General features: G+C 56.0%; 8 protein-coding genes. 5 read left to right on the forward strand and 3 right to left on the reverse strand.

Going from position 1 to position 6,704, the window contains the following annotated elements; genetic code table 11:
• A partial coding sequence (locus WA354_RS06305) for a hypothetical protein (RefSeq protein ID WP_472812156.1) occupies window positions 1-306 on the forward strand: 306 nt, incomplete at its 5' end.
• A gap of 930 nt (window positions 307-1,236) precedes the next feature.
• On the opposite strand, the gene WA354_RS06310 is transcribed toward WA354_RS06305, so the two are convergent.
• Window positions 1,237-1,425, reverse strand: coding sequence for a hypothetical protein (locus WA354_RS06310; protein ID WP_472812157.1), 189 nt, complete (start codon window positions 1,423-1,425; stop codon window positions 1,237-1,239).
• A gap of 820 nt (window positions 1,426-2,245) precedes the next feature.
• Between WA354_RS06310 and WA354_RS06315 the strand changes: the two genes are divergently transcribed.
• From WA354_RS06315 to WA354_RS06330, 4 genes are all read left to right on the forward strand, one after another.
• The gene (locus WA354_RS06315) at window positions 2,246-2,563 is read left to right on the forward strand and encodes a zinc-ribbon domain containing protein (protein ID WP_472812158.1); all 318 of its coding nucleotides are present in this window, start codon (window positions 2,246-2,248) and stop codon (window positions 2,561-2,563) included.
• 44 nt (window positions 2,564-2,607) lie between these two features.
• Window positions 2,608-3,027 carry a Crp/Fnr family transcriptional regulator gene (locus WA354_RS06320; RefSeq protein WP_472812159.1) on the forward strand — a complete coding sequence of 140 codons (420 nt, stop codon included), beginning with the start codon at window positions 2,608-2,610 and terminating at the stop codon, window positions 3,025-3,027.
• 143 nt (window positions 3,028-3,170) lie between these two features.
• A complete protein-coding gene (locus WA354_RS06325; protein ID WP_472812160.1) occupies window positions 3,171-3,371 on the forward strand; it encodes a hypothetical protein in 201 nt (66 codons plus the stop codon).
• A 384-nt stretch (window positions 3,372-3,755) separates the two neighbouring features.
• On the forward strand, window positions 3,756-3,881 hold the full coding sequence (locus WA354_RS06330; protein ID WP_472812161.1) for a hypothetical protein: 126 nt from the start codon (window positions 3,756-3,758) through the stop codon (window positions 3,879-3,881).
• Between the two features lie 439 nt (window positions 3,882-4,320).
• Here the strand turns inward: WA354_RS06330 and WA354_RS06335 are convergent, their stop codons facing one another.
• The gene (locus tag WA354_RS06335; protein WP_472812162.1) at window positions 4,321-6,519 is read right to left on the reverse strand and encodes a hypothetical protein; all 2,199 of its coding nucleotides are present in this window, start codon (window positions 6,517-6,519) and stop codon (window positions 4,321-4,323) included.
• Window positions 6,465-6,704: hypothetical protein (locus WA354_RS06340; protein ID WP_472812163.1), on the reverse strand; the 240-nt coding region annotated here is incomplete at its 5' end. The genes WA354_RS06335 and WA354_RS06340, both read right to left, overlap by 55 nt.

The raw sequence follows: 6,704 nt of genomic DNA on the forward strand, positions 1-6,704 counted from the left end.
TTGAACGCGTTGCTCGACATGACGAAGGAAGCAGAGGAACTGGCTTGTGATGTTGAGAAATCGGAACGCCTCAGATCGCTGGTCGTAGAAATGAGGAACAAGGCAAAGGATGAGCGCAGGGGGTTGAAACGAGATCGACAAATAGAGACGAGCTTTGAATTGTGCATGATCGGAATCCTGGAGGAATTGGATTTTGGCAGGACATCATGGCAAAATGTCATCGGCTTGGAGGCGAGATTGGGCCGTATCCGTGAGGACATCGACCGAACGATCCAAGAGATCAAAGCCAACCGTTTGATTATGTAGCCAACCGAAAGGAAGTATTTCATGGAGCAGAGTCGAAGCCAGAAAATCGCCGATCTTGAGACGGCCCTCACTGTGCTCCATCGACGCGAAATGCGTTTGCGGTCGATATTGTCTTCCGCTCTTGTTGCTCCTGAGAATCGACGAGTTGCGCATTTAGAGCTGGAGACAGTCTTGCAAGAGACCCGGGAAATCGAAGATAAAGTGTCCAAGCTGGAGAGGACTCGATGAGGCAAATCCCTCACAGACGGCGCCGAGGATGCGGGAGAATCGGAGGCGAGGACATTCGAGGTAAACTCGCAAATTAGATGTTCTCATCCATCACTTTCCGGTGCCAATTGCCCTTCCCAATCATCCAGCACTAGCGCACAACTTTCTCCAGAATTGATCTCGCCAGCTGTTCGGTTACTGCATTCTTTTTTAGCTTTGTAAGTGACCCGTTGACAGGACCGTACATTCTGGAGATCATTGGACCGACCTCCCCGAAAATCACGAGCATGACAGTTTGCGCTGTCGGAGGGAAAGCCGTGTCAGCGGATCGAACTATCAGTCCCCAGCGGTCGAATACAAGTGAATTTGCACGTGAACGGGATATAGAAGAAATTGTAGGGCGTCTGATTGGGAAGCGCGGCTACTACTTCGCGATTGACGAACTCTTGGGCGCACTCAATAGTCTCGCCATAATCTCATTGGCCGATCCCCAGAATCGGACCAACGAGCGAGAACTCAGAATGTGGGCATGTGCAATCAAGGGCGCAATCCAAAGACAGGAGGACGCAAGTACATTCGAGAAACAAATCAGCGAGTCCGACCCAATCAGGGTGAGGGGAATGGGCATTCGGTTGGATTGACGGACGTACTGAGTGGCTGTGCTTAGAAGGTCCGAAACAGAGAAGGTAAAGAATCCGGTTTAAGCATGAGTCTTCGTTGAGACTACGAAACGTACCCGGATACCGGGCTGCAGAAACGAGCGCTTTGGGCTTCGTTGATTTGGCGAAGAATAATGTCGCGGATTTTGGGGGCAGCTTCATCGTCTAGGCCCAGATGCGAATACTCTTCCATCACTTCAAGAGCGCGGGTGAGATCGTTCACGAGTTTCCGATTCGGTTTGGTCCTCGACATGGCACCATTCTACCCTCGCCCCAAGTCGATTCTTCAGCGAGGTTTGACGAGAAGGAAAGGAATGAGTTGTGGTCAGGAACCTGTATCATCACCCTAGCGGCGCAGTTCACTACAACGTTCATTTCAAGAGCGGGAGCCTTGAGAATCGAGTGACTGAACGTGTGATTCGCGGCCTGCGACCAGTGGATATCGATTGGATTTGGATCGTCGAGCTTCGACGTCGGGCGACTCCTGATGAGATTTGGAAGCTGTGCAAACTCGTTCACGATCGTTGAGCCATTGGTTCACATCCAGCAAAGAAGCTTCTTCGGCTCGAGTCGTCTGACTCCGTTTCGTGAAATGGCATTAAACAGAATTTGACTTGACTCCATACCCGCTATCAGCGACGATTTGCACACCCGAACTACTAAGCCTATCGAGGCGGTTGCCCGAACATGGGTGACTGCCTCCCGCCTACTTGGGCTATTGTCAGGCCATCATGCGGCCCCATTTCTGTTTTGGAAGGAGAGGCGATGCCCTCTTCCGAAGGCCGGAGGTTCCCCCACCGGTTCATTCCAGCTGGATGTGTCGACTCCATCTGCCCGCGCTGCTTTGTCACGGCTGCTACTGCCACAAATGAAGCCGAGTTGGTGCTCAAAGAAGAGCAGCACGTCTGTGACCCATTTCTGGTTACCCATTACGAGTTCTTCAAAAAAGTGCCGCGATCCGAAACCGAACAGATCAGTCGTGACCCGTTTATGAGCCGAAAGTCAACCGATTGACCTTTCGCCCAAATCGGTTCACACTCTTTGCACTAATCCCCCAACGATTGGACGGGTCTATGGATTTCGTTGATAGGGAGTTGACGTGTGTTCAATGCGGCTCGATGTTTGCTTTTTCGGCGGACGAACAGCGATTCTTTCGTGAAAGGGGATTCATAAACGATCCCAAACGGTGTAAGCAGTGCAAAACAAAAACGGCGATTGGACGGCGGAAAATTGAAACCCGGGTTAAGTGCTCCGAGTGCGGCATCGATAGCACCGTCCCATTCAAGCCAAGAGGGACGAGGCCAGTGCTTTGCAGAGTCTGCTTTGCAAAGCAATCTGAACAGCCCCAGACGGGAATCTCGCTGGTAAGACCCGCCGATCCAACCGAGTGATGGGAATCACATCTTTTGACTCAACTCTGCCCTGTAATGGAAAAATGTCGATCCCTTCGTTGGAAGCCATCGTTGACCCTGAGTTGGCACAAAAGGTCATTGGCCGGTCTGCAGTGATCATCCCTCAAGCCGGAATCCTATTCCATCAAGGCCAACCGGCTGACTGCTTGTACTTCGTGAAATCGGGCGGAGCCAATTTGACGATGCAGGCAGGAGACAAGGAATTCAGGATTCGAGCATCCCAGGGTTCGCTACTTGGTATTCCTGCGATAGTTGGGAATCAGCCCTACTCCATGACGGCTACGGCATGTCGGGATGCGGAGGTTTTCAGACTCAGTTCGGTCGCTTTCAACGACTTGATAAAGGCCGAGCCGAAGATGCAGCAAGCCGTGCTGCGAATCCTTGCAGGTGAGGTCAGGGTTGCGCGTCAGGCGCTGTCTGATCTGTCGTTGTGGTCAGAGTGAAACCTTAAACGTATCCTTTCTCCCTCAGCAAATTGGCACGTTCCGGTTGGCTTGCAATGGCAACCGCCGGGGCTTACTGAATTCGGCTTTCCTGTGTCGGATGGGGAACCGATTATCTTTCTCGAAAAGGCCATAATCCTAAAATGGAAGAGATTCCAGTCGTTCCGCGCATCATCGAAGCGTTGAGGATGAAAGACGGCATAATCATCACGTTCGAGAATGGCAAACACGCCAATTATCCGGCAAGTCTCCTCTATTCCATGCTTCCCAAAGCAGCCGATATGAATGGAGACTTGATCGACTCCGAGTCGGCCCTCCATAGAACTCGCCCTCCAAAGGTCTAACGGAACTTGTCGTAAGAGACTAGAATCTCCGCACGCACCCTTTCCCAGAGCTGCAAATGCGATATGACGTGAATAGCTTTCCGGTCTCTGCGAGGTGCCCACTGTGTGGCGAACAAATGCCGCAAGGCATACCGCGCATCTTGAACCCAGTCGACAACGACGCGTGGTTCGCGGCACAGGAAGAGGCGAATTCTCCAGTTGCAATTCGCTTGCGCAAGGGATCACAATTACCGCACATCCGCACCAATCACGGCTCGTGCGGAATCCCCTGTACCGCAGCCCGTGATTCCAATGAGCCCCATGGACTCGCGACACACCTTTAAGATCACGGCTATTCGAGCGCGGATTGAGCTTTGCGAGGCCGAACGCCGTCGGATTTTGAACATGATGACGAACTCCCAAGTAGACCTCGCATGGATTTCTGAGCGCATGGATAACATCCAGAAAGATTTGCGCCTTCTCCACCGCGATCTGGAGGCGCAAGAGAAGCGGTCGGATGAGTGGAACTGATTGACCCAAATCCCAGTCCGCCGAAACCGCGAAGGCTGCTATGCGGTTGGGCAGGCGGCGAGGATACGGCTGCGATAGGCGAGTCCGGTCACTGAATTCGGGAGGTGTTCAGTCTCTCTCGGATTGTGACCACGGCGTCAGAAGTGATAAGCCGTCTACTGCAGACGAGACATCGTGCCATGTGCTCGACATAGTCGTGGCGAGCTTTAATCAGCTCTGAGTGTGCGAGGTGTGCTTCTTCTTGGAACTCGTGGACCTGTGGAAGTCCGACCGGAATGAGTTCCAGAGCCTGTTCGTATGCGTCGAACCAGCCCCATTGCTTCAGTGTGTGTCCTTCGACGCCGTCGTCCGCCGTGATGGACGACCGGCGCTCGGGATCACTGCGTTCAGGTGAGGGGTCAGCCCTACAGTTACTCAGCCGACGCCTCGTGAGAAAACCTTAGCGCAACGGGTTATTCGTGACTGCACCGGCTAAGCTGCGGACCTGAACGGTACCCGCCCCAGTGGAAAGTTGCGCCCAAGTGGGAGCGATGGTGTGCGTCTCGCCGGTGTTGATTTCGACCGGCTGGCTTGTGAACTCGACGGTCTTGCCTTGAGAGTCGATCGTTGACAGGCCGAGCGTGTAGCTGGTCGCGGGACCCTCATGCGTGTATGTAAACGTATCGCTGGCCGGATTGTAGGCAAAGTTGACGGCCACCCCGGCGGGGGCGGTGGTTTTGAATGTGCCGGTACGTGGCATCTTGCTGGCTGTAGCGTGGCCGAGGATAGCGATGTTCAGCTCTTTGCTTTGATCGGCGGTGAAGCCAACTTGTCCCGTATCAACCGTGATGAGATCGGTCGCTCCCTGAGCGGTTGGGACGTTCGAGAGACTCACTCCTCCTCCGCCGCCAAGCAGGTAATGCGAGTAATTGCCGGTGGCCTTGCCGGTGATTGTATGTATCAGCACCCCGGAGCGATTGCTTACAAATGCAGGCGGAAGGGCCTTACCCAGGCCGCCAAGGTTCGGAATGCGCCGCACGCCGGAGAGCATGGTGTTGGGGTCTTGATTCCACTGCCCATTCGAGAGCAGAGTGTGCCCCTGGCCATCGCTGACCTGGCTGACGCCGGCATCGCCGCCCACGAACCAGACCAGCAAACTGCCCACGACAAGAGCGCCGGCGATCATTTCCGCCCAGGGAAACGTCGGCTGCAAACCGATCGACTTGCCCGGTATGACCGTGAGGCTGCCGATGCCGCCGGTCCAGATGGGGAGAGCGAAGAACTCGTCGGAGTGATCCAAAGTCCAGGTTCCGTTGCTCGTGACGCTGAGGACGCTTTCGGCGGAAACAGAGGCGCGGGTGCTGGAACTGGAATCCTCACCGGGAGTAAATGGGACGTTGGGGTTATAGAGCAGGACGTCGAAGTTGCCGTTGCCGGTATCGACGATCCCGTAACCGACCACGGCGTGTCCATCGCCATTCGCTTCCATGCTGACGATCGCCCCAACCCCCGCGGTGAAGCACTGCTCGAGGTAACTTCTCAGTTGCGCCGCCGAAGTGATGTTGATGTGGAACGAGAGGAAGGCGTTGAGAGCTTCCTGGCTCAACTGCGCCAAATGGCGCTGGTGAACGAAGGTGGCAAGTGCCGGATCGACGTTCTGTCCATTTCCCATGGCCGGGCCGTTGAGTAACCAGACGTTCGGCGCGGGCGGCCCGTTGGGTTCAGCGCCCACCGGCTGCATCTGATATGCGCCGAATGCCTCAGCGCCGTCGGCAAATTGAATGCTCGACAGGGACATTCCGAAGCACTGTCCGCCGCCGTCCAGGAACGCGTTGGCAAGCGTAATGAAGAGATTCACGAACGGTCCGGCGATGTTGACGCCGAGCACGTCGTAGGTTGTTTGGCCCGCACCAAACAATCCGGTCGCGTCGGCATAGGCGTACGAATCGCCCGCCACCTTGTCTTGGTAGAGCCCAGTGTTGTCCCACGATAGCCCACGCGTGTTGCGGAAGTTATCAATCGGGTAGTTGAATTTTCCGATGACCTGCCCTGTGGGAGAAGTAATCGTCAAGAGACCGCTGGCCGCTGTTGGCGGCACCACGGCGGAGAAGGTCAACGGAGGAGTGGGGAAGGTGACGCCAGGCGGAGCCCACGGTGCGGCAGGCGTGAGCGGCACCGGCTTATCCACGCCGAAGGTGACCGTACTGCCGGCCACCAGCCCATCGGCGGTGATGGTCACCGTTGTGCCCGGAGCGCCGAGCATCGGCACCTGGCCGACAGCCGGAGTCACATTCAGACCGCTGAGAGAGGGGAGCACGTTGAAATTGACGGGACTGCTCACGACGCCGTCCGCCGTCCTGCGGATGGCAACGGTGATGAATCCGCTCGCCTGAGCGCTCGGGATGGTGAGATTCACCTGGCCGGCGGCAGGGAAGTTGGCAGCCACGGTCTGGCCGTTGATTAACGCCGTGTCGCCGGGACCAAAGTTGTTTCCCGTGCCGCTGATCGCGCTTCCTGCAAAGCCCTGGCTGGGAGTGATGGTGTACAGAACGGGTTGCGTTAATTCCTGCAACCACTCCGCCGGGGTGATGATGTCGGGGGTGATCAGGCCGCTGTTGCCGTTCGGCCCGTCGCCACCTTGATTGCCGACCCCTCCCATTTGCCCCTGAGATCCAGGCCCGTAATTGTTGCATCTACCTGCACCGCCGGGTGTGCCGGCTTGACCGCCTTGACCAGGACCTCCGCCGCTTGCTCCCGGGCCTGGGTCTCCTCCGGCCCCACCCGAAATATTGATGCTCCATGACTGAGTGAGCAGATGCTGGTTCCAGTTGTCCTGCGTTGTGG

It is taken from the genome of Occallatibacter sp. (assembly GCF_049802275.1).
In the GTDB taxonomy this organism is placed as follows: domain Bacteria; phylum Acidobacteriota; class Terriglobia; order Terriglobales; family Acidobacteriaceae; genus Telmatobacter.